A 20,467-nucleotide genomic window follows, 5' to 3' on the forward strand; every position below is an offset into this window, starting at 1 on the left:
CCTCTCCCCGCTGGGGAGAGGTGGCCCGCGCAGCGGGACGGTGAGGGGGGACAGGGCCGCGCTCGACTGCCTCTCACCCCATCCCTCTCCCCGTCGGGGAGAGGGTGCAGCCATGTCGCTGCCGGAGCCGCCGCATGACCGCCCGCGCCTTCATCATCGCCGCGCCGCGCTCCGGCTCGGGCAAGACCACGGTGACGCTCGGCGTGGCGGCGGCGCTGCGCGCGCGGGGCGTGCGGGTGCGGGTGGCGAAGTCGGGACCTGATTATATCGACCCCGCCTTCCACGCCGCCGCCACCGGGCGGCCGGGGCTCAACCTCGACAGCTTCGCCATGCCGCCCGCCCTCATCGACGCGCTGGCGGCGGAGGTGGCGCAGGCGGCGGACACCGTCATCATCGAAGCCTCGATGGGGCTGTTCGACGGCATCGAGGGTGAGGCCGGACGCAGCGGCGCGGCGGCGGACCTTGCCGCCCGGCTCGGCCTGCCGGTCGTGCTGGTGCTCGACATCTCGGGCCAATCGCAATCGGCCGCGGCCGTGGTGCGCGGCTTTGCCGGCCATGACCCGCGCGTGCGCATCGCCGGGGTGATCCTCAACCAGGTGGCGAGCGAGCGGCACCGGGCGCAGGCCAGCGCCGCCATCGAAGCGCTTGGCCTCCCCGTTCTCGGCAGCCTGCCGCGCGACGGGGCGGTGCGCTTGCCGGAGCGCCATCTCGGCCTCGTGCAGGCGGAGGAACACCCCGCGCTCGCGGCGCAGCTGGCGGCGCTGGCGGAACGGGCGGAAGCGCACATCGACCTCGACGCGCTCACCGCGCTTGGGGCGCCGGTGAACCCGGCCGGCCCGGCGCCGGTGGCGCTGGCGCCGCCCGGCCAGCGCATCGCCCTGGCGCGCGATGTCGCCTTTTCCTTCGCCTATGAGCATCTGATGGCCGGATGGCGCCGGGCGGGGGCGGAAATTCTGCCCTTTTCCCCGCTCGCCGACGAGGCGCCGGCCGACCATGCCGATGCCTGCTGGCTGCCCGGCGGCTACCCCGAACTGCACGGGGAAAGGCTCGCGCAAGCCTTTCGCTTTCTCGATGGGGTGCGGGCCTTTGCCCGAACCCGGCCGGTGCACGGCGAATGCGGGGGCTTCATGGTGCTGGGCGAGGCGATCGAGGACGCGGAGGGCAGGAGCCACCCGATGCTCGGCCTGCTCGGCCACGCCACCAGCTTCGCCCGCCGGCGGCTCAATCTCGGCTATCGCCGCGCGGTGACGCTGGACGCCTCGGCGCTGGGGCCGGCAGGCACGCGGCTGCGCGGCCACGAGTTCCATTATGCCAGCGTCACACAAGCCGGCGACGATGCGCCGCTGGTCGCGCTGAGCGATGGACAGGGTAAGGAAATGGGTCCTTCAGGAAGCCGCCGGGGGCGCGTCTCGGGAACCTTCTTCCACGTCATCGCCACGGACGGCCAGTCAAGCGGAGCCGAGCCATGAACGCCTTTCGCCGTTTCCTCGTTTTTGTCGCCGGCCTGATGGGCGCGGCCGGGGTGGCTGCGGCGGCGGCAGGCGCGCATGTGAACGCCGCCCCGAATTTGACCACGGCCGCCACCTTCCTCATGCTGGGCGCCAGCGCGGTGGTGGGAGGCTGCGCCCTGGCCGCGCTGCGCGGTCCGGGCTGGTCCTTCGCCAGTGTCGGCGCCGGTATCATCGCGCTGGGCACGGTGCTGTTCAGCGGGGCGCTGGCGCTGCGCGCGCTGTGGGACATCGTTGTTTTTCCTATGGCCGCGCCGATCGGCGGTACTATGCTCATCCTCGGATGGCTGGTGCTCGGCCTGGCCGCGTTTCAAAGGGAACCCCGCGCCGGCTGAGTTGGCCAAAAGGTTGCATCCGGCAGGGGTGAGATAAGCGGCGCTTCCCGTCTCACGGGCGGTGACCGCAACGGGAGCACAAGCTGCACATGTCAGTCGAGGTCGAAGAGAAGATGCTGGACACGCCGGAGACACCCGCCCGCACCCTTTCCGCGCAGGGCGACGAGGTCGCCAAGTTCCGTGCCGCGGTGATCTCGAAGCTCACCTATGCGGTGGGCAAGAACCCCGCCGCCGCGAGCGACCGCGACTGGTTTCTCGCCACCGCCTTCGCCACCCGCGACCGCATCGTCGACCGCTGGATCACCTCCACCCGCCAGACCTATTCGGAAGGGCGCAAGCGGGTTTACTACCTCTCGCTCGAATTCCTCATCGGCCGGCTGCTGTTCGACGCGCTGACCAATATCGAGATGCTGGAGACGGCGCGCTCGGCGCTGGGCGATCTCGGCGTCGATCTCGACCGGCTGCGCCAGGTGGAGCCGGACGCGGCGCTGGGCAATGGCGGCCTCGGCCGCCTCGCCGCCTGTTTCATGGACAGCATGGCGACGCTTTCCATCGCCGCCTATGGCTATGGCATCCGCTACGAGAACGGCCTGTTCCGCCAGATGATCAAGAATGGCTGGCAGCAGGAATATCCCGAGGACTGGCTGTCCTTCGGCAACCCGTGGGAGTTCGAGCGGCCGGAGGTCTATTACGACATCGGCTTCGGCGGCTCGGTGGAGTCGGTGGCCATGAGCGGCGACCGCAAGAAGCAGGTCTGGCATCCCGCCGAGACGGTGGAGGCGGTCGCCTATGACACGCCCATCGTCGGCTGGCGCGGGCGGCATGTGAACACGCTGCGCCTGTGGTCGGCCCGCGCGGCCGATCCGATCCGGCTCGATGCCTTCAACCAGGGCGACCATGTCGGCGCACTGGTGAACCAGGTGAAGGCCGAGGCGATCTCCAAGGTGCTCTACCCCTCCGACGCCACGCCGGCGGGGCAGGAGCTGCGGCTGCGGCAGGAATATTTCTTCACCGCCGCCTCGTTGCACGACCTGATCCGCCGCCATGTCGACAGCTTCGGCGATGTGCGCTCGCTGCCCGACAAGGTGGCGATCCAGCTCAACGACACCCACCCCGCCATCGCGGTGGCGGAGCTGATGCGCGTGCTGATCGACGAGAACGACATCGAATTCGATGAAGCGTTCGACATCACGGTGCGGACCATCTCCTACACCAACCACACCCTGCTGCCGGAGGCGCTGGAAACCTGGCCGGTGCCGCTGATGGAGCGGGTGCTGCCGCGCCACATGCAGATCATCTACCTGCTCAACGCCAAGCATCTGGAGCGGGTGCGCACGCAATTCCCCGGTGACGACGCGCTGCTCGGCTCGGTGTCGCTGATCCAGGAAGACCATGGCCGGCGCGTGCGCATGGGCAACCTCGCCTTCCTCGGCTCGCACTCGATCAACGGCGTCGCGGCGCTGCACAGCGACCTGATGACGACGACGGTGTTCAAGGATTTCTACCGCCTCTTCCCGGAGCGGATGAACAACAAGACCAACGGCATCACCTTCCGCCGCTGGCTCTACCAGGCCAATCCGGGGCTGACCAACCTCCTGGTGAATGTGTGCGGGCCGGCGGTGCTGGACGACGCGTCGCAGCTGAAGAAGCTGGAAGCGCTCGCCGGCGATTCCTCGCTGCACGACCGGCTGATGGCGGTGCGGCGGCAGAACAAGGTGGCGCTGGCGCGGCTGATCCGCGACCGGCTGGACATCAAGGTCAACCCCGGCGCGCTGTTCGACGTGCAGATCAAGCGCATCCACGAATATAAGCGCCAGCTGCTCAACGTGCTGGAGACCATCGCGCTTTATGACGCAATGCGCGCCAATCCGGCGCGCAATTGGGCGCCGCGGGTCAAGATCTTCTCCGGCAAGGCGGCGGCGAGCTACCAGATGGCCAAGCTGGTCATCAAGCTCGCCAATGACGTGGCCAAGGTGGTCAATGACGACCCGACGGTGAAGGACCTGCTCAAGGTCGTGTTCCTGCCGAACTACAATGTCTCGCTCGCCGAGGTGGTGATTCCGGCGGCGGACCTTTCCGAGCAGATCTCCACCGCCGGCATGGAAGCCTCCGGCACCGGTAACATGAAGATGGCGCTCAACGGCGCGCTCACCATCGGCACGCTCGACGGCGCCAATGTCGAGATCAAGCAGCATGTCGGCGACGACAACATCTTCATCTTCGGCCTGACCGCCGAGGAGGTGGAGCAGCGCCGCGCCGCCGGCATCGACGAGGCGGGCTCGATCCGCAATTCGCAGCATCTCGGCGAGGTGCTGGACGCGGTCGGTTCCGGCGTGTTCTCCCCGGACGAGCCGGACCGCTTCAAGCCGCTGGTCGACGCGCTGCGCTACCACGACTACTTCCTGGTGACGACGGACTTCGACGCCTATTGGGACGCCCAGCGCAAGGTCGATGCGCGCTGGAACAACCGGGCGGCGTGGTGGACGTCGAGCGCCATCAACACCGCCAATATGGGCTGGTTCTCCTCCGACCGGACCATTTCCGAATACGCCAAGGACATCTGGAACGTGCCGGTGCGCCCGGTGCGCTGACGCGGCCGGCCGCCGCGTTCCGCCCGGCGGCCTTGCTCCGGCGGCCCGCCCGCGGGGGCCTGTTTGGCCAACCATTAACCTGATGCCGCGACGCGCGGCTGCGACCAGTGGACTTTGTGTTGGCGGTAGAGGAACCTTCACTGCGCGCGGGGCTTGTCCCCGGTGTTTCGGCTCAGGAAGGGTTGGCAGTGATGCAGGCATGGCAGGCACCCGCACGGGAGGTCGACGCTCTCGTCGCAGGCCGCCATCACGACCCTTTCTCCCTGCTGGGTCCGCACCAGTTCGAGGAGGGCCTCGTGCTGCGCGCCTTCGTGCCGGACGCGCAGACGCTGGAGGCGATTGAGCCCGACGGGTCGGTGTTCGCGACCTTCGAGTCCCGCCATCCCGCGGGGTTCTTCGAGGCGCTGGTGCCGGACCGTCCCGCCTGGGCGCGCTACCGACTGCGCGCCCGCAATGAGGGTGGCACCTGGGAGCTGGACGATCCTTATTCCTTCCCGCCCGTGCTCGGCCCGCTCGACGACCATCTACTGGTCGAGGGAACGCATCGCACGCTTTATGAGCGGCTCGGCGCCCATCCCGACGCACATGAGGGCGTTGAAGGCGTGCGCTTCGCCGTCTGGGCGCCGAACGCTGCCCGCGTCTCCGTGGTCGGCGACTTCAACCGCTGGGATGGCCGACGCCACCAGATGCGCAAGCGCGTCGACAGCGGCCTGTGGGAGATCTTCGCCCCCGGAGTGACCGAAGGGGCGATCTACAAATACGAGATCGTCGCCGCCGATGGGCGGCTGCTGCCACTGAAGGCCGACCCGTTCGGCTTCGCCGGCGAGTTCCGCCCGGCCACGGGCTCGGTGGTGGCGCGCACCGACAATTTCGACTGGACCGACGACGCCCATGTCGCCGCCCGCGCGGAAGGCGAGGCGCGCCGCCGGCCGATGAGCACCTATGAGGTGCATCTCGGCTCCTGGCGGCGCGGCGACGAAAACCGCTTCCTCACCTATGACGAACTCGCCGACCAGTTGATCCCCTATGCGCAATGGATGGGCTTCACCCATCTAGAATTGCTGCCGATTTCCGAACACCCGCTCGACGCCTCCTGGGGCTACCAGCCGATCGGCCTGTTCGCGCCGACGAGCCGCTTCGGCGACCCGGCCGGTTTCGCCCGTTTCGTCGACAAGGCGCATGCGGCCGGCCTGTCGGTGATCCTCGACTGGGTGCCCGCGCATTTCCCCACCGATATTCACGGGCTCGCGCATTTTGACGGCGGGCCGCTGTATGAGCACCCCAACCCGCAGCGGGGCTTCCACCCGGACTGGAATACGGCGATCTACGACTTCGGCCGCCGCGAGGTGGCCAATATGCTGATCGCCAACGCGCTGTACTGGCTCGACCGTTTCCATGTCGACGGGCTGCGCGTGGATGCGGTGGCGTCGATGCTCTACCTCGATTATTCGCGCAAGCACGGGGAATGGTCGCCCAACCCCGACGGCTCCAACGACAACAAGGACGCGGTGTCGTTCCTGCGTCGCGCCAACGAGATCATCTATGCCGAGCATCCCGGCACGGTGGTCATCGCCGAGGAATCCACCTCCTGGGCCGGGGTCTCGCAGCCCGTCTTCGCCGGCGGGCTCGGCTTCGGCTTCAAGTGGAACATGGGCTGGATGCACGACACGCTCGACTATATGTCGCTCGATCCGGTCTATCGCCCCTGGCACCACAACCGGGTGACCTTCGGCATTACCTATGCCTTCACCGAGAATTTCGTGCTGCCGCTCTCGCATGACGAGGTGGTGCATGGAAAGGGCACCATCCTCTCGCGCATGCCGGGCGACGACTGGCAGCAATTCGCCAATATGCGCGCCTGCTACGGCATGATGTGGGCCTATTCCGGCAAGAAGCTGCTGTTCATGGGCCAGGAATTCGCCCAGCGCCGGGAATGGAGCGAGGAGCGCTCGCTCGACTGGCATCTCGTCGGCATGGGGCCCTATCATCGCGGTATGCAGCTGCTGGTGCGCGACCTCAACCTGATCTACCGCGACACGCCCGCCTTGCATGTGCGCGACTGCGAGCCGGAGGGGTTCCGCTGGATCGTGGTCGATGACAGCGCGCAATCGGTGTTCGCCTGGGCGCGCTTTGGCGAGGGCGAGGACGCGCCTGTCGTGATGGTCGCGAACCTCACCCCCGTGCCGCGTCACGACTACCGCGTCGGCGTGCCGCGCGCGGGACGCTGGCGCGAAATCCTCAATACCGATGCCGATCTCTATGGCGGCTCCGGCATGGGCAATCTCGGCGGCGTCGATGCCACGGACGAGCCCGCGCATGGGCTGCCCGCCAGCGTGCGGCTGACGCTGCCGCCGCTCGCCACGCTGTATTTCAAATGGGAACCGGAAACGCGCGCCGCCGAACGCGACGAGCCGGAACAGAGTAACTGAGGGAGACCACGCGACATGGCACGGCCGACGCTACCCAACGCTCCACTGGCCCGCTCCGCGATGGCCTATGTCCTTGCCGGCGGCCGCGGCAGCCGCCTGATGGAATTGACCGACCGCCGCGCCAAGCCGGCGGTCTATTTCGGCGGCAAGTCGCGCATCATCGACTTCACTTTGTCCAACGCCATCAATTCCGGCATTCGCCGCATCGGCGTCGCCACCCAGTACCAGGCGCACAGCCTGATCCGGCACATGCAGCGCGGCTGGAACTTCCTGCGCCATGAGCGCAATGAGAGCTTCGACGTGCTGCCCGCCAGCCAGCGTGTCTCGGAAACCATGTGGTATCTGGGGACGGCGGACGCGGTCTATCAGAACCTCGACATCATCGAAGCCTACGACACCCGCCACATCATCATTCTGGCGGGCGACCACGTCTACAAGCAGGACTACGAGATCATGCTGCAGCAGCACGTCGACTCGGGGGCCGACGTGACCGTCGGCTGCCTCGAAGTGCCGCGGCAGGAGGCGAGCGCCTTCGGCGTCATGCATGTCGACGACCGGGACCGCATCATCTCCTTCCTGGAGAAGCCGAAGGACCCGCCCGCCATGCCCGGCCGGCCGGACAAGGCGCTGGCCTCGATGGGCATCTATGTCTTCGAGACCAAGTTTCTCATCGACCAGTTGCGCCGCGACGCTGCCGACCCGCTGTCGACGCATGATTTCGGCAAGGACATCATCCCCTATATCGTCAAGAACGGCACCGCCTCGGCGCACCATTTCTCGCGCTCCTGCGTGCGTTCCGACCAGGAGACGGCGCCCTATTGGCGCGATGTCGGCACGGTGGACGCCTATTGGGAAGCCAATATCGACCTCACCGGCGTGGTGCCGGAGCTCGACCTCTATGACCGCGACTGGCCGATCTGGACCTATGCCGAGATCACCCCGCCGGCCAAGTTCGTGCATGACGACGAGGGCCGGCGCGGACAGGCGATTTCCTCGCTGGTGTCGGGCGGCTGCATCATTTCCGGCTCGTCGCTGCGCCGGGCGCTGCTGTTCACCGGGGTGCGGATCAACTCCTATGGCTCGATCGAGAACGGGGTGATCCTGCCCTATGTCGAGATCGGCCGCTCCGCCCGGCTGAAGAATGTGGTGATCGATTCGCATGTGCGCATTCCCGAGGGCCTCGTCGTCGGCGAGGACCCGGAACTGGACGCCAAGCGTTTCCGGCGCACGGAAAAGGGCATCTGCCTCATCACCCAGCAGATGATCGACAAGCTGTCGGTCTAAGTTGTTCGCGTCGGTCGGGTTGGGAAATCCGATCGACAGGAACCTGCTCTACACTCAACCCGCGCCGGCGGTTCAGGCCGCCGGCGGCTTCGGTTTTAACGGCACAGGGCGCGGGTCTGACGTGTCATCCCTCAAGGTTCTCTCCGTCGTCTCGGAAGTCTTTCCGCTGATCAAGACCGGCGGCCTCGCCGATGTGGCCGGCGCGCTGCCGGCGGCGCTGGCACGGCACGATGTCGAGGTGCGCACGCTCGTTCCCGGCTATCCCGCCGTGATGGCGAAATTGACCGAGGCGGCGCCGGCGCACCGTTTCGACGATCTGTTCGGCGGGCCGGCGACGCTGCTGGCGGCCAAGGGCGGCGGGCTCGACCTGTTCGTCATCGAGGCGCCGCATCTCTATGACCGCCCGGGCGGGCCCTATGCCGGTCCGGACGGGGCGGACTGGGGCGACAATGCGCGGCGCTTCGCGGCGCTCGGCGCGGTGGCCTCCGGCGTCGGGCTCGGCCTGATCGCCGGCTTCGTGCCCGATATCGTCCATGCGCATGACTGGCAGGCCGGGCTCGCGCCGGCCTATCTCCACTATGCCGGCACAAGGCGGCCGGGCACGGTGATGACCATCCACAACATCGCCTTTCAGGGGCAGTTTCCCGCCCATGATTTTCCCATGCTCGGCCTGCCGCCGCACGCTTTCGGGCTCGGCGGCGTCGAGTATTACGGCATGGTCGGCTATCTCAAGGCCGGGCTGCAGCTGGCGGACCGCATCACCACCGTCTCCCCCGGCTATGCCGGCGAAATCCTGCTGCCCGAGGCCGGCATGGGGCTCGACGGGCTGCTCAATGCCCGCGCCTCCGTTCTGTCCGGCATTCTCAACGGGCTGGACGATGCCGGCTGGAACCCGGCCACCGACGCGCTGATCGCCAAGCCCTTCGACGCCAAGACGCTGAAGGCGCGGGCGGCGAACAAGGTGGCGCTGAAGGAGGCGTTCGGGCTGGAGGCCGACCCGGAGGCGCTGCTGTTCGGCGTGGTGAGCCGCCTGTCCTGGCAGAAGGGGCTCGACCTGCTGGCCGACAGCCTCGACACGCTGCTCGGCCTCGGTGCGCAAATGGTGCTGCTCGGCGCGGGCGACGCCGACCTCGCCGGCCGCTTCGCCGCTGCCGCCCATGCCCATCCCGGCCGCGTCGGCGTGCAGCTCGGCTATGACGAGGGCGTGGCGCACCGCATCCAGGCCGGGGCGGATGTGCTGATCGTGCCCTCGCGCTTCGAGCCCTGCGGCCTCACCCAGCTTTCCGCCCTGCGCTATGGCGCGCTGCCGCTGGTGGCGCGCGTCGGCGGCCTTGCCGACACGGTGATCGATGTGAACGAGATGGCGCGCAGCGCCGGCGTCGGCACCGGGGTGCAGTTCTCGCCCGTCACCGCCCCGGCGCTGCAGATCGCGCTCAAGCGGGTGGCGGCGCTGTGGCAGGACAAGGCGCTATGGCAGAAGCTGCAGCGCAATGCGATGACGACCGACGTGTCCTGGCAGCGGGCGGCCGGCCAGTACAACACGCTGTTCCGCACGCTGGCGGCGGAGCGGGCGGGGTGAGCGACCTCACCCTCGCCCCCGGAAGCCCCGAGCCGCTCGGCGTCACCCTGGACGCGCGCGGCGTCAATGTCGCGGTGTTCTCCGCCCATGCGACGCGCATCGAGTTCTGCCTGTTCGACGCGGTGGGCGAGGGCGAAACCGCCCGCATCGCCCTGCCGGAGCGCACCGGTGACGTGTTTCACGGCCACATTGCCGGGGTGAGCGCGGGGGCCCGCTACGGCCTGCGCGCGGCGGGGCTGTGGGCGCCGAAAGAGGGCCACCGCTTCAACCCGGCCAAGCTGCTGGTCGACCCCTATGCGCGCCGGCTCGACCGGCCGTTCCGGTTGGACGCGGCGCTGTTCGACAACCGTGCCAGCGGCGCGCTGCATGATGAGACCGACAGCGCCTTCGCGCTGCCGAAAGCCATCGTGATGGGGGCGGAAGCCGATCCCGTCGCGTCGCGCGCGCCGTTCCGCTGGGACCGGCAGGTGCTCTATGAGCTGCATGTGCGCGGCTTCACCATGCGGCACGAGGCGATCCCGCCCGGCTTGCGCGGCACCTTCGCCGGGCTGGCCGAACCGGCGGCGCTGGACCATCTGGTGCGGCTCGGCGTCACCACGGTGGAGCTGATGCCCGCCATGGCCTGGATCGACGAGCGGCATCTGCCGCCGCTGGGGCTGAGCAATTACTGGGGCTACAACCCCGTCGTGTTCGGCGCGCCCGACCCGCGCCTCGCGCCCGGCGGTTTCGAGGAGATCGCCCGCACCATCGCCGCGCTGCACGCGGCCGGTATCGCCGTCGTGCTGGATGTGGTGCTGAACCATTCCGGCGAGAGCGACGCCTTCGGGCCGACGCTGAGCCTGCGCGGGCTCGACAACGCGACCTATTACCGCCACGCCGCCGATGACCCCTCCCGCCTGATCAACGATGCCGGCACCGGCAACACGCTGGCGCTGGAGCGGGCGCCGGTGCTGCGCCTCGCCATGGATGCGCTGCGGCGCTGGGCCGCCTGCGGGCTCGACGGTTTCCGCTTCGACCTCGCCGCCACGCTCGGGCGCCGGCCCGACGGCTTCGACATGGAGGCGCCGTTTCTGGCGGCGATGCAGCAGGACCCGGCGCTGCGCGACCTCGCGCTGATCGCCGAACCCTGGGATATCGGGCCGGGCGGCTATCAGGTCGGGCGCTTTCCGCCGGGCTGGGGCGAATGGAACGACCATTTCCGCGACACGGCGCGGCATTTCTGGCGCGGCGATGCCGGGGGGGGGGTGGGCGAACTGGCGACGCGGCTCGCCGGCTCCGCCGACATCTTCGCCGGGCGCCACCGCCCGCTCTCGCGCGGCATCAATTTCGTCACCGCCCATGACGGTTTCACCCTGGCCGATCTCGTCGCCTATGCGGGCAAGCACAACGACGCCAATGGTGAGCACAACCGCGACGGCACCGACAATAATGTGAGCTGGAACCACGGCGTCGAGGGCGGCACCGAGGATCCCGCCATTAACGCTGCCCGGCGTGGCGATGCGCGGGCGCTGCTGGCGACGCTATTGGTGGCTCGCGGCACGCCGATGCTGACCATGGGCGACGAATGCGGGCGCTCGCAGGCCGGCAACAACAATGCCTATGCGCAGGACAATGAGCTGACCTGGCTCGACTGGGCAGCGGCGGATGCGGAACTCGCCGCCTTCACCGCCCGGCTGGTGAAGCTGCGCCTCGCCCATCGCGCGCTGCGTGGCGACGCGCCGCTGACCGGGCGCCCACCCGATGGCAGCGGCCTCGCCGATGTCGACTGGCGCGCGCCGGCCGGCGGCACGGTGCGCTGGGACGATGGCGCCACCCGCGCGCTGGTGGCGGTGTTCTATGCCCCCGCCACATCCGACGAGGCGGCGGACAGGGTGGCGGTGGCGCTCAACGCTTCTGACAGGGCGGAGCCGCTGGTTCTGCCCGAGCCGCGCGACGGCTTCGTCTGGCGGGTCGCCGCCGATACGGCCCGGCCGGAGGCCGGGGAGGGCGAGCCCATGGAGGTCGCCGCCCGCGCGGTGCTGATCGCCGTCGAGGAGGCAACCCCCGCCCCGCCGCGCCGCGCCGTCGCGCCGGAGCGGCTGGAAAAGCTCTCTGCGGCTGCCGGCATCGATGGCCAGTGGTTCACCGCCGACGGCAAGGCGCAGAAGGTCAGCGACGACACCAAGCGCGCGCTGCTGGCCGCGCTGGACCTGCCCGCCGGCACCCCCGGCGAGGTCAGCGACAGCCTCGCCCGGCTGTCCGCCCAGCATTTCGACCGCGCCATTCCCTTCGCCGTCCTTCTGCGCGAGGGCACGGCGCCGCTGCTGACGCTGGCGGGCGAGGCCGCACAGGCGCCGCGCCGGCTGGACCTTTCCGTAACGCTGGAGGACGGGCAGGAGATCGCCTTTCCCGTCCGCCCCGAGGACGGCGAGAGCCGCAGCGTGGAGCGGCCGGACGGCCGGCTGACGACGCTGCGCGCCGTGGCGCTTCCCGCCCTGCCGCCGGGCCGGCATGTGCTGCGCCTCGGCGCGGATGCGTGCCGCATCACCGTCGCGCCGCCGGCGAGCCATCTGCCGCGCGCGCTTGAGGCCGGGGGACGGCTGTTCGGCATTGGTACGCATCTCTACACGCTGCGGCGCGCCGGCGCGGATCAGGGCATTGGCGATTTCACCGCGCTGGCTGAACTCGGCGAGCGGGCGGCACAGGCGGGGGCGCGCACGCTGGGGCTGAACCCGCTGCACGCGCTGTTCCCCGACGACCGGGAACGCACCAGCCCCTATTCGCCGTCCGACCGGCGCTTTCTCGACCCGATCTATATCGATGTCGCCGCGCTCGGCGCGGAGATGGCGCCATTCGCCGCGCTCACCGCCGCACCGTCGGTAGACTATGCCGGCGTGTGGGCGGCCAAGGAGGCGGCGCTGCGGGCCGCCTTCGCGGGCTTCGAGCGCGCGCCGGATACGGATTTCGAGCGCTTCATCGCGGAAGGCGGCGAGACGCTGCGCCGCTTCGCCCTGTTCCAGGCGATTACCGGCGCCCATCCCCGCCGCCCCTGGCGCGACTGGCCGGACGGCCTGAGCGAAGCCGGCGGCGCGGCGGTGGAGGCGTTCGGCCGCGCCCATGCGGGCGAGGTCCGCTTCGCGCTGTGGCAGCAATGGGTGGCCGACCGGCAGCTTGCCGCTGCGGCGGAGAGGGCGCGCGCGGCGGGGCTCTCGCTTGGCCTCTACCGCGACCTCGCCGTCGGCACGACGCTGGACGGCGCCGAAGCCTGGGCCGAGGCCGATCTGCTGATGCAAGGCGTCACCATCGGCGCGCCACCGGACCCCCTGGGGCCGGAGGGGCAGAACTGGAACCTGCCGCCCTTCGACCCACTGGCGCTGCAGCGCGACGGCTATTTGCGCTATGCCGGGCTGGTGCAGGCCAATATGCGTCATGCCGGCGCGCTGCGGATCGACCATGTGATGGGGCTGCGGCGGCTGTTCCTCATTCCCGAAGGGGCGAGCGGGGCGGACGGCGCCTATCTCGCCATGCCGTTCGAGGCGCTGGCGGCGCAGGTGGCGCTGAAAAGCGCGCGGGCGCAGTGCCTCGTCATCGGCGAGGATCTCGGCACCGTGCCCTTCGGCATGCGCGACCAGCTTTCCGCCGAGCGCATGCTGTCCTACCGCGTGCTGTGGTTCGAGCAGAAGGCGGGCGTGTTTACGCCGCCGGAGGACTATCCGGCGCTGGCGGCGGCCTGCGTCTCCACTCACGACCTGCCGACGCTGGCCGGCTGGTGGGAGGGGATCGACCTGAAGGAGAGGGAAGCGCTCGGCCTGATCGACGCGGCGGGTTACGCGGCGGGGCTGGTGGAGCGGGCGAGCGAGCGCGAACGACTGTGTACGGCGCTGCTGGCGGAGGGGCTGATCGCCGCGCTGCCGGCGGAGGGGGCGCCGCTCGACGATTCGCTGCTGGCGGCGATCCACGCTTTCGTCTCGCGCACCAAGGCGGCGCTGGCGCTGGCTCAGCTCGACGATCTCGCCGGCGAAACGGTGGCGGTGAACCTGCCGGGCACGGACAAGGAGCGGCCGAACTGGCGGCGGCGGCTGGCGCAGACGGTGGAGGCGGTGCTGGACAGCCCGCGCGCCAAGGCCGCGCTCGCCGCCATGTCGGGCGAGCGCGGCGGCGAGGCGTGAGCCTTACGGGTTCGCGGGCGCCGGGGCAGACGGAGCCGGCTCGGCCGGAGTGGCGGGCGCGGGTTCCGGCGACTCGGCCGGCGGGGTCGAGGGCTGCACGGCCGGATCATTCGGCGGCGGCAGGGTGGCTTCCGGCGCGGGCGGCGGCGGGGTGATGGGATCGGCAGCCGGGGGAACCGAGGGCTGTGCGGCAGGCGGGGTCGGGTTTTCCGTGGGCTGGGTTGTCATCCGCCCGGAATATTGGACGGCGGCATAGGCGGCGATCACCAGGACGATCGCAGCCACGATCAGCATCATGTTTCGGCTCATTTACGCTTCTCCGGCTTGGTGGCCCGGCGGGGTATCGGAGAGCCCGACAACGTCGCCCAGTCCACGAGGCATGGCTTCACGGGATGCCCGCAGGCGGGGCCGTTGCAGGTAAATCCGCGCGCGTGCCGCTGGCCCGGGCGCAACAAAGCGGCGCAACCTGCGGATTTACCATTGTCGGAACGCCATTATTCGACGAAAGTTCCTGCTCCATTCCGCCGCAGGGCGGACGCCGACAACCGAGCCGCGCTAACGCGGCCGCCCCGTCCGCGCGCGGACGGGCAGAGGGAGGAGACGACCATGCCGCACGCCGATTTCGACGTAGTCACGCTCTCGCCTTCGACCGTCCGGGTGATGCACCGCGTCGCCCACCACATTTACGAATTCGCGCTGGAAGAAGATGCCAGCGGCCGGCGGCGGATGCGCGGCGGGCCGCAGGTGACCTGTGGCCGGGGCGACGTGCCGGCGCTGGAACTGCTGAGCGCCGCCGAACAGGTGGCCGCCGCCACGGCGCGCCATACCGGCATGATCGACTGAAGCCGCCCGGAACCTTCGCGCGCAACTGACGTGCGGCGGTTTTCTCAACTCCGGTGAAAGAACCCTCCGCCGCGCCCGGCGATAAGCCGGGCACGGCGGGCTGGCATCGTGCGGCTAATCATGTATATGGACGGATACATGTATATCGCCGGATATAAGAAAGACCCCGCCATGTCGTCACGCCTGCCATCCCGTCGCCATGTCCTGCGAAGCCTCGCCATGGGGGGCGTCGCTGCCGCCGTCGCCGCCCTTCTCGGCACAGCGCTCCCCGTGCCCGTGCGGGCCGAGGCGCCCGTCACCGTCTTCGCCGCCGCCAGCCTGACCAATGCGTTCCAGGATATCGGCAAGCTCTACAAGGCGAAGACCGGCACGGAGATCGCCTTCTCCTTCGCCGCCTCCTCGGCGCTGGCCAAGCAGCTGGAGGCCGGCGCGCCGGCGGGCATCTTCGCCTCCGCCGACACGAAGTGGATGGACTATTCCGAGGGCAAGGACCTGACGCTGAAGGCCACCCGCGTCACCCCGATCGGCAACAGCCTCGTGCTCATCATGCCGGCGGATGCGGCGAAGCCGGTGACGCTCGACGCCTCGTTCGACTGGATGGCATTTCTCGGCGCCGATGGCCGCATCGCCACCGGCCTTACCGACAGCGTGCCGATCGGCATCTATGCCAAGACCGCGCTGACCACTCTCGGCGCCTGGGACAAGGTGAAGGACCGCGTCGTCGGCGCCGAGAGCGTGCGCGCGGCGCTGGCGCTGGTGGAGCGCGGCGAGGCGGCCGCCGGCATCGTTTATTCCACCGACGCGGCAGTGGCGAAGAATGTGAAGGTGGTCGCCACCTTCCCGGCCGGCAGCCATCCGCCGGTGGAATACCCGTTCGAGATCGTCAAGGGCCAGGACAACCCGGCGACGCGGGCCTTCTTCGACTTCCTGACCGGGCCGGAGGCGAAGGTGGTGTACGCCAGGTACGGCTTCGTGGTGAAGTGAGGCGTCGTGCGCCCGGTGGCGGGCCGGGTGCGTGCTGAATCAATGCGTCATCCCGGAACGGCCGTCAGGCCGTCTCCGGGATCGCGGGAAGCGATGTGACCATGCGATCCCGGCTCTCCGGCTTCGCCTGCGGCCGGGATGACGACGTCGGATGAACATGCTCACCCCCGAGGAATGGACCGCCGTCGCGCTCAGCCTGCGGGTGGCGTTCTGGGCGACCTTCTGGAGCCTGCCGCTCGCGGTGCTCACCGCCTTCGTGCTGGCGCGGGCGCGCTTTCCCGGCAAGAGCCTGCTCGACGGGCTGGTCTATCTCCCGCTCGTGCTGCCGAAGGTGGTGGTAGGCTATCTGCTGCTCGTCAGCCTCGGCGCGCGCGGCTTTCTCGGCCAGTATCTCGACGCCTGGTTCGGCATCCGGCTGATCTTCACCACGGCGGGGGCGACGGTGGCGGCGGCGGTGGTGAGCTTTCCGCTCACCGTCAACGCCATCCGCCTGGCGCTGGAGGCGGTGGACCGGGGACTGGAGACAGCGGCGCGCACGCTCGGCGCGTCACGGCTCGACGTGTTCTTCTCGGTGACGCTGCCGCTGATGCTGCCGGGTATCCTTTCCGGCGCGCTGCTCGCCATTGCCTCGGCGCTGGGCGAGTTCGGCGCCACCATCACCTTCGTCTCCAATGTCGAGGGACAGACCCGCACAATCCCGCTCGCCATTTACAGCGCCACCCATATGCCCGATGGCGACGCCATGGCGCTGCGGCTCACGCTGGTCTCGGTGGTGCTGGCGCTCGGCTCGCTGCTGCTGGCGAGCCTTGTCGACCGGCGCATCCGCGTCATGATCGGGCGGGGATAGGCATGATCGAGGTTGATCTGCGCCTCGCCCGGCCGGGCGGTTTCGCGCTCGATTGCGGCTTCGCCGTGCCGGCGGAGGGCGTCACCGCGCTGTTCGGCCGCTCCGGTGCCGGCAAGACCACCATCATTCAGGCGGTGGCCGGCGTGGTGCGGCCCGATGCCGGGCGCATCGTGGTCGGGGGCGAGGTGTTCTTCGACGCCGCGCGCGGCATCGACGTGCCGATAGAGGCGCGACGCGTCGGCTATGTCTTCCAGGATTCGCGGCTGTTCCCGCATCTCAAGGTCGAGGGCAATCTGCGCTATGGTGAGCGCCGCAGCCGGGCGGCGGAGCGCCCGATCCGCTTCGAGGCGGTGGTGGAATTGCTCGGCATCGGCCATCTCCTAGCGCGCCGGCCGCACACGCTCTCCGGCGGCGAGCGCCAGCGCGTCGCCATCGGCCGGGCGCTGCTGGCGCAGCCGCGCCTTCTCTTGATGGACGAGCCGCTGGCGGCGCTGGATGAGGCGCGCAAGGCGGAAATTCTGCCCTATCTGGAGCGGCTGCGCGACACGATGCGCCTGCCCATCCTCTATGTCAGCCATTCGCTCGACGAGGTGCTGCGCCTCGCCGACACGCTGGTGGCGCTGCGCGAGGGGCGGCAGGTGGCGGCGGGGCCGGTGGCGCAGGTGCTCTCACGGCCGGAAATGCTGCCGGTGGTCGGGCGCTTCGACCTCGGCACGCTGCTGGAATGCGTCGTCAGCCGGCACGATGCCGATCTCGCCCTGTCCAGCCTCGTCTTTGCCGGCGGGGAATTGCGCGTGCCGCAGGTGGACCGCGCGGTGGGGGAGAAGGTGCGGGCGCGGGTGCGGGCGCGCGATGTCGCCATTGCGCTGACCAAGCCCGAAGGCGTGTCGGTGTCCAACCTGTTGCCGGCGGTGGTGGAGCAGGTCGTGGCGCAGGAAGGGCCTTATGCCGATGTCGGCCTCATCGTCGGTGGCGTCCGCCTCGCCTCCATGGTGACGCGCGAAAGCGCGGCGCGGCTGGCGCTGCGGCCGGGGCTCGATGTGTGGGCGATGGTGAAATCGGTGGCGGTGGACAGCCGAAACCCGGACTTCCTCAGTCCCGGCGGGCTTACGGCGCCTGAATGATCGGCGCCACGCCGGGTCCGACCGCCTGCTCGTCGCGCACAAAGCCGATGACCGCGAGGATCAGCAGGCCGATGGTCAGCACGATCAGCACCAGGCGCAGCCGGGCCGAGCGGGCGCGGAACACGCCGAAGCCGCTGAGGACGACGAGAATCAGAATGACGATGAGCAGCGTCTGCATGGTGTCCCCCAAGGCGAATCGCCCGACGGTGGACAACGAGCGGGGCGCTCGCGGGTTCCCCGCTACCCGTGCTTGCCCGTCTCTTCGTCCTGCGGCGCCAGCGCGGCGCGCAGTTCGTCCACCGCGTTCCGGCTGGCGGCGGCGCTGGCGCGCTCCACCTCGCGATAGAGCGCGATCAGCCTTTCGCCAAAAGCGGTGAGATCAGTACCATGGCCGCGCCGGCCGGGATGGGTTTCGACCACCGGCTGGCGGAAATTGCGGCCGATCTCGTCCACCAGCAGCCAGGCGCGGCGATAGCTCATGCCGAGCCGGCGGGCGGCGGAGAGAATGGAGCGTTCACGGCGGATCGCCTCCAGCAGTTCGATCATGCCGGGGCCGAGATGGCGCCCATCGCCGAAATAGACGCGGATGAACAGCCCGTCGCGCGGAGGGGGCTTGGCCCCTCCCGCGCCGTCATCGTCGGCGGTGCTGTCCGTGTCGGCAGTCCTTGTCTTCGTTCCGGCCATGCGCGCCCCTTGCCCCGCGCAATGTTAGGGGAAGAGGCGCGCGGCTGGAACCCGCTCAGGCGGTGCGCAGCTTCGGACGGCGGCGGGCGAAGACGAGGTCAAGCGCCACCATTACCACCAGCGAGGCGCCGACCAGCGGGAAGATGACCCCGACCACGGCCATGATGGCGATCAGCCCCCACATCACTCCGGCGCTGGTGGGCGCGGGCGGCACGCCGAGCGAGCCGGCCGGCCGGCGCTTCCACCACATCACTCCGGCCGAGACCGCCATCAGAATAATGGCGAGGCAGATGGCCAGCAGGAACAGCTGGTTCGCCAGACCGAATTCCTGGCCCATGTGGAAGTTGATGCCCCATTCCATCGCCTTCGCCGCCGGGCCGTAATCGGCATAGGAGAAGTCGATCAGCGGCTTGCCGGTGTACTGGTCGAGATGCACGACGCGCTGCTTGGACAGGTCGTCGGGATAGACCGTAGCGGAGTAGACACCGGTGGGACCGCCCGGCAGGCTCAGCGTGTAGCCTGGCGAGACGCCCAGACCGTTCACGATCGCCGCCGCCTTGTCGATGCCGATGGGCGCGCCGGGGGCCGGGGTCGATTCCGGCATCTTCGCCTGTTCCAGCGACCAGGTGGTGGGGCCGTTGGCGTGGGCGAGATGTTCGTCGGACATCGGCACGTTGACGTAGAGGCCGGAGGGATATCCGTAATTGGAGCTGTTGGCCCATTCATTCACCTTGGCGCCCCACAGCACCGACCACGGCATGCCGGACAGCGACATGAAGCCGATGGCAAGGCCGGCGAAGGCGCCGGTGACGGCGTGAACATCGCGCCAGAAGATGCGCTTGCCCGGCGTGCCGCGCACGCTCACCACGCCGCCGGCCTGTTTGCGCGGCCACCAGAGATAGAAGCCGGTGGCGACCAGCAGGATCGACCAGCCGCCGACGATCTCGATGATGCCGTTGGCGATGGGGCCGAACTCGGCCAGGCTGTGCAGCCGCCGCATCAGCCACATGATGGTGCCGCGATCCGGCAACTCGCCGAGCACGCGCGAATCATAGGGGTCGACATAGACCGAGCGGCGGGCGCCCTCGGCGGTCTTGATCACCACTTCCGCCGAGGCGGTGGGGTCGACCGGCGAGATGATCTTCAGCGCCGTGCCGGGGCGGGCCTTCAGCGCGGCGTCGATCCAGGCGCTGGGCGCCTCCACCGGCGTGGAGCGGGCCTCGACGACTTTCAGCTGGTGGTGCCAGACATTGTCGATCTCCTCGCGGAAGAGATAGAGCCCGCCGGTCACCGCCAGCAGGATCATGAAGGGCAGCACCAGCAGGCCGGCATAGAAGTGCCAGCGCCACACGGCGCGGTAGAGATTGGCCGAGCGTTCCTCGGCGCCGAGCGTGCGGTCGGCAGACAGAGTCGTGGTGTTCATCGGAAAGGTTCCGGAAAAGGGGCGCGCCACGGCACGCGCCGAGCCCCGGCCCTCACAAGCGAGGGCCGGTCTCAAGGCGCGCGGCGGGCGATCCGCTGATGAGGATCAGTTGGCGGGGGTGCCGTGCTGGTGGCTGTGGCCGTCCTGACCGGCGGCTTCCGAACCCTTCGGCCCGGCCATACCCTCGATCTTGAACGAGACATTCACCGTGCCGGCCTTGGCGAAGGTGAGCGTGCCCTTGAAGCTCTCGCCTTCCTTCAGCGGCTGCTTCAGGTCCATCAGCATGAGATGGAAGCCGCCGGGCGCCAGCTTGGCCTCGCCGCCGGCCGGGATTTCCAGCCCGTCGGGCAGCATGCGCATGGTCATGACGCCGTCCTTGACGGCCATTTCGTGGATTTCGACGCGCCCGGCCACCTCGGCGGTGGCGGAGACGAGGCGGTCGGCCTCCTTGCCCTCATTCTCGATGGTGAGGTAGCCGCCGCCGACCTTGGCGCCGGCCGGGGTCATGCGCGCCCAGGGGTGCTCGATTTCGAGACTGCCGATCTTGTACTCATGGGCGAAGGCGGGCTGCATGACGAGCAGGCCGAAGGCGGCGGCGAGGAGGGCGAAGCCGACGCGGTCCTCGGTGCGGCGAAGGGCGCGACGCAGAATGGTGGTGATCATGTGAGGTCTCCCGGGCTGCCGGCGG

Annotated in this window: 16 protein-coding genes; 11 read left to right on the plus strand and 5 right to left on the minus strand. The window is 69.4% G+C overall.

From position 1 onward, the window contains the following. Positions 1 to 134 precede the first annotated feature (134 nt). The 7 genes from ACO07Z_RS19300 (at position 135) to glgX (ending at position 13,874) form a co-directional block, all read left to right on the plus strand. Entirely contained in the window at positions 135 to 1,469 is a 1,335-nt protein-coding gene (locus ACO07Z_RS19300; protein WP_421700193.1) for a cobyrinate a,c-diamide synthase, read from the plus strand. Continuing rightward, a complete protein-coding gene (locus ACO07Z_RS19305; RefSeq protein ID WP_421700194.1) occupies positions 1,466 to 1,843 on the plus strand; it encodes a DUF423 domain-containing protein in 378 nt (125 codons plus the stop codon). Before ACO07Z_RS19300 ends, ACO07Z_RS19305 begins: the two co-directional genes overlap by 4 nt. 89 nt (positions 1,844 to 1,932) lie before the next feature. Further along, positions 1,933 to 4,434, plus strand: coding sequence for a glycogen/starch/alpha-glucan phosphorylase (locus tag ACO07Z_RS19310; RefSeq protein ID WP_421700195.1), 2,502 nt, complete (start codon positions 1,933 to 1,935; stop codon positions 4,432 to 4,434). A 191-nt stretch (positions 4,435 to 4,625) separates the two neighbouring features. Then, positions 4,626 to 6,863, plus strand: coding sequence for a 1,4-alpha-glucan branching protein GlgB (gene glgB / locus ACO07Z_RS19315; protein ID WP_421700196.1), 2,238 nt, complete (start codon positions 4,626 to 4,628; stop codon positions 6,861 to 6,863). 15 nt (positions 6,864 to 6,878) lie between these two features. After that, positions 6,879 to 8,147, plus strand: coding sequence for a glucose-1-phosphate adenylyltransferase (gene glgC, locus ACO07Z_RS19320; protein ID WP_421700197.1), 1,269 nt, complete (start codon positions 6,879 to 6,881; stop codon positions 8,145 to 8,147). 121 nt (positions 8,148 to 8,268) lie between these two features. Next, positions 8,269 to 9,726 carry a glycogen synthase GlgA gene (gene glgA, locus ACO07Z_RS19325; RefSeq protein ID WP_421700198.1) on the plus strand — a complete coding sequence of 486 codons (1,458 nt, stop codon included), beginning with the start codon at positions 8,269 to 8,271 and terminating at the stop codon, positions 9,724 to 9,726. Next, on the plus strand, positions 9,723 to 13,874 hold the full coding sequence (glgX, locus tag ACO07Z_RS19330) for a glycogen debranching protein GlgX (protein ID WP_421700199.1): 4,152 nt from the start codon (positions 9,723 to 9,725) through the stop codon (positions 13,872 to 13,874). Before glgA ends, glgX begins: the two co-directional genes overlap by 4 nt. A gap of 3 nt (positions 13,875 to 13,877) precedes the next feature. On the opposite strand, the gene ACO07Z_RS19335 is transcribed toward glgX, so the two are convergent. Further along, on the minus strand, positions 13,878 to 14,183 hold the full coding sequence (locus tag ACO07Z_RS19335) for a hypothetical protein (protein ID WP_421700200.1): 306 nt from the start codon (positions 14,181 to 14,183) through the stop codon (positions 13,878 to 13,880). 297 nt (positions 14,184 to 14,480) lie between these two features. On the opposite strand from ACO07Z_RS19335, the gene ACO07Z_RS19340 reads away from it, so the two are divergent. From ACO07Z_RS19340 to modC, 4 genes are all read left to right on the plus strand, one after another. Next, complete coding sequence (locus tag ACO07Z_RS19340) at positions 14,481 to 14,717, plus strand: hypothetical protein (protein WP_307019782.1); 237 nt, start codon at positions 14,481 to 14,483, stop codon at positions 14,715 to 14,717. A 171-nt stretch (positions 14,718 to 14,888) separates the two neighbouring features. Then, positions 14,889 to 15,701, plus strand: a complete 813-nt coding sequence (gene modA, locus ACO07Z_RS19345) for a molybdate ABC transporter substrate-binding protein (RefSeq protein ID WP_421700201.1) — start codon at positions 14,889 to 14,891, stop codon at positions 15,699 to 15,701. A 157-nt stretch (positions 15,702 to 15,858) separates the two neighbouring features. Beyond that, positions 15,859 to 16,548, plus strand: a complete 690-nt coding sequence (modB, locus tag ACO07Z_RS19350; RefSeq protein ID WP_421700845.1) for a molybdate ABC transporter permease subunit — start codon at positions 15,859 to 15,861, stop codon at positions 16,546 to 16,548. 2 nt (positions 16,549 to 16,550) lie between these two features. Continuing rightward, the gene (modC, locus tag ACO07Z_RS19355) at positions 16,551 to 17,672 is read left to right on the plus strand and encodes a molybdenum ABC transporter ATP-binding protein (RefSeq protein ID WP_421700202.1); all 1,122 of its coding nucleotides are present in this window, start codon (positions 16,551 to 16,553) and stop codon (positions 17,670 to 17,672) included. On the opposite strand, the gene ACO07Z_RS19360 is transcribed toward modC, so the two are convergent. The 4 genes from ACO07Z_RS19360 to ACO07Z_RS19375 form a co-directional block, all read right to left on the minus strand. After that, the gene (locus ACO07Z_RS19360) at positions 17,656 to 17,850 is read right to left on the minus strand and encodes a hypothetical protein (protein WP_421700203.1); all 195 of its coding nucleotides are present in this window, start codon (positions 17,848 to 17,850) and stop codon (positions 17,656 to 17,658) included. The two genes, modC and ACO07Z_RS19360, sit on opposite strands and share 17 nt — an antisense overlap. Positions 17,851 to 17,912: 62 nt before the next feature. Further along, positions 17,913 to 18,356 (minus strand): winged helix-turn-helix domain-containing protein, encoded by a 444-nt coding sequence (locus tag ACO07Z_RS19365; RefSeq protein ID WP_421700204.1) that lies wholly within the window; start codon positions 18,354 to 18,356, stop codon positions 17,913 to 17,915. Positions 18,357 to 18,411: 55 nt separating this feature from the next. Next, positions 18,412 to 19,779: a PepSY-associated TM helix domain-containing protein gene (locus ACO07Z_RS19370; RefSeq protein WP_421700205.1), complete on the minus strand. Its 1,368-nt coding sequence runs from the start codon at positions 19,777 to 19,779 to the stop codon at positions 18,412 to 18,414. Between the two features lie 105 nt (positions 19,780 to 19,884). Beyond that, complete coding sequence (locus ACO07Z_RS19375; protein WP_421700206.1) at positions 19,885 to 20,442, minus strand: copper chaperone PCu(A)C; 558 nt, start codon at positions 20,440 to 20,442, stop codon at positions 19,885 to 19,887. Positions 20,443 to 20,467 lie beyond the last annotated feature (25 nt).

Source organism: Ancylobacter sp. (assembly GCF_965229075.1).
In the GTDB taxonomy this organism is placed as follows: domain Bacteria; phylum Pseudomonadota; class Alphaproteobacteria; order Rhizobiales; family Xanthobacteraceae; genus Ancylobacter.